This window comes from Okeania sp. (genome assembly GCF_983059655.1).
Genome location: NZ_CEZPJD010000860.1, coordinates 1 through 3,268, shown reverse-complemented (window position 1 = coordinate 3,268; position 3,268 = coordinate 1). Strand labels below are relative to the sequence as shown.

Annotated in this window: 2 protein-coding genes; both read left to right on the top strand. The window is 38.7% G+C overall.

The annotated features are described in order from the left end of the window. On the top strand, window positions 1-1,302 hold a 1,302-nt coding region (locus AC3DU7_RS29425), incomplete at its 5' end, for a hypothetical protein (protein ID WP_488042792.1). 21 nt (window positions 1,303-1,323) lie between these two features. Then, the coding region (locus AC3DU7_RS29420) for a HEAT repeat domain-containing protein (RefSeq protein WP_488042791.1) at window positions 1,324-3,268 on the top strand (1,945 nt) is incomplete at its 3' end.

The window sequence follows — 3,268 nt, the reverse complement described above, 5'->3', positions numbered from 1 at the left end:
GGTGGAAATCTTCTAGCTTCTCACTTAGAAAAGGAGATTGAGAGGGAAATTGCACGAAAAGTGAAGGAACTACAGGAACAATATCCCGATCCAGAGCCTAATGATTCTGCTTTGAAACTGGAAGCTATATTGTCAAAAGAATTTGGAATGGCAGGTGTAATTGGTGTAGGAACTAATCAAGGAATTTTGGAATTTGGAGACTATATGAGGTATCATCCAGATTTTAAGAAATTTAATGATGAATTTGAGAATATCAGTGAATTACTTGACCAATATATTGATAGTCAAATCTCAAAACCTGATGATGAGATTGAACCCGCACCAAAAGAGTTACAGCGTTATTTAGAATCTAAAGCTGATGCCTTGAGGAAAGTTCAGAATCATGTTTTAAATAGTGAATTACCTAAGCTAGAGGAACCAATAGAGATTATCTCCTATTTTTCAGAAGGAGATTATTCAGTAACCTTGCCATCATACTTGTACTTGGCTAATGTTCAAAGAATTCTGGCTCTAGATATTTTAGAAAAACAACGTCAGGGAAAAAATCAAGAAGCTAAAGAAATGTTAGAAGTTTCCTGGAGAATTAGTCAATCTCTTCACAATAACAGTACCTTAATTGGTCAATTAGTGGCATTGATTATAGGTAACTTTCAGACTGGAGTTATTCGTAAGATTGATAACCTCTCACCTTATTGGGAGGAACGTTTACTCGAACATGATTATCGTTTATCTGTTCTGAGAAGTATAGAAGGAGAATATTTGTTTATTTATAATTCCACTAAAAACCTTGATTCCTACCTTGCAAAAGGAGAAAAGTTGTTTGATGAGGATGAGTTAAAAATTATCAATACTATTTTGACTGTTTTGATTAATAATCCCCTATCAAAGCCTTATTTAAGATTATCGGCAGTTGATTCTTATAGAATTTTTCAGGATCTTGAGCAATTGCCTACAAGAAATGTTTGTTCTCCAGAAGAAAAAGTAATAACTGATCTGGCATGGTGGAATTTTCTTGGCCAGGTTGCATCGTCAAGTTTTATAAACCAAGACTTAAAAGCAGCAAAATATATGCTTGAACTAGAATTCACCCAGAAAATTCTACAAGTCAAGGAACTAGCAAAGCAACAAGGAAAGTGGCCTGATTCATTTCCAAATTTAGACTCGAAATTCTGTAGCGATCGCCAATACATTTACCAAGTTTCTGAAGACGGCACAATGACAATTTCACTAGACAAACAGCCAGAATGGGCAAAAGATAGAGACCTGCCTTTAACCTATAGCGATCGTACCCCACCGAAGTAAAAAATGGAATTGAACTTAATTATGAAATTTAAGTTACTTACCCTGACTGTTACTCTTGTCAACATCACATTTTCAACAGTGTGGATAAGTTATGCCTGGGGGCAAAATGCTTCACAGACAGAGATTAAAACTTATATTAAACAGCTCGAAACAAATCCAAATTGGCAGGTTCGCAGTCAGGCAGCAAAAGCTTTAGGAAAATTCAATCAATACCCTGACACTGTTATTCCAGTTCTCATTACTGCCCTAGAAGACAAAGATGAAGTTGTGCGCTTGAGAGCAACTTTTTCCTTGATGGAAATTGGTCTTCCTGCAGTTCCTCAACTAATTGATGCTCTGGAAACTGAAAATGACTCAGCTCTTGCCAGCGCCAAGTTTGCCCTCAGATACATGGGGATGTCTGTCGCCCCGACCCTATCCAATGCTTTAAGTAGTTCTGAAAGTCAGGTACGCTCCAGTGCAGCATCAATTTTTAGGGAAATGGCAGCAGATATCGAACGTAGACCTATTTCTAAACTTCCGTCATTGTCAGAGTTGAAACAAGCTGTCTCATCTTTAGAAGAAGCATTGGGAGATATGGAAAACTTTATCAAACTTCGCGATAATAATGAAATACGCCTGGGGACTGCTTTGTTGACAAATGTAGGAGGATATGAAGTCGAAGATGTGGAAGCCATTCGTAAATCTATGGTTAGTTTCAAGTCAGAGATTAGAAGTCACTATGCTAGAAATTTCCGCCGAGTTGTTTTCCTGACTTTAACTTCCTTGATGCTAGCTATAGGTTTACTATTTTGGTATCGCCCAGAATTATTTCTACGTTGGAGCAGATCCAGACTTCGAGCCAAACAAAACCGAGAAATTACAGATAAATTAAAAGTTGAGGTGCAAAAATTTCTGCAAAAAGCAGGGGCAAAAACCAGCCTCAATGGCAAACATGGACTGCAAATTACTTCTGCTTCAGGCAAGCTAAAACCCTACATTCCCATACCTGTATCTTTGGCAATAGAAGAACCTGATGCTCAAGATGTAGTCGATTTAGTACAACAGGCAACCAAAATGAAAAAATCCAACCAACAACAAGCAGGAATTATTTTCTATCGGGAACCTCCAGATACTCTCTTCCGAATGCGAATGGCCGAGGTAAGATTGCGCGATCGCTTTATTCTCATCCCCATTCCTCTCACAGCAGTGGAAAAGGCACTACAAGAGGAGAAAGAGTCTTCAGGACTTTTAGCTGATTACACAGAACGCTATTTACCAGGAGCAGACCTATTTGATGACCGCAATGCCATCGGTGATACCCTCACATTTTTTGGTAGAGGGGAACTACTACAACGTTTGGAAGAAAATCTACGTCGAGGTCAGGGTATTGGTATTTTTGGTTTGCGCAAGTCTGGGAAAACTTCGTTGTTGTTGCAATTGGGATTTGCAATGCGAGAAAATCCTTTAGTTCATATTGACTTGCAAACTTACGGGAGCAAACCACATTATGGTGCAGAGTTGTTTAATCAAATTTTGTCAAAACTGTCTCAACTAATTGAGTCCCGTTTCCCAAAAAAGGTAAGTCACCCTAAATTATTTGAGAGCGATCGCCCTGCGGCCTATCTCACAACAGAATTTACTCAACAGTTGCAAAATTTGACTCAACAACTCACTGAAGTCGGTTATAAATTTCCCATTCTAATTTTTCTGGATGAAATTGAGCGCATCATTCCCACAGAGACGGATGCAAAGGAGCGAGCAGAGGAGTGCAATGCTTTCTTCGGAGCGTTACGAGCAATCAGTCAGGAAAAACGTTCTCTTTCCTTACTGGTAGCTGATGTCCATCCAGATATTAACCGCATTAATCAATGGAAGCAACCTAATGTACCTACTAATCCCGTGTTTAACTTTTTCAAGGAAATTTTTGTCGTGCCCTTTTCTGCGGATGAAACGACTCGAATGTTGACTGATATTGGAAACTTAA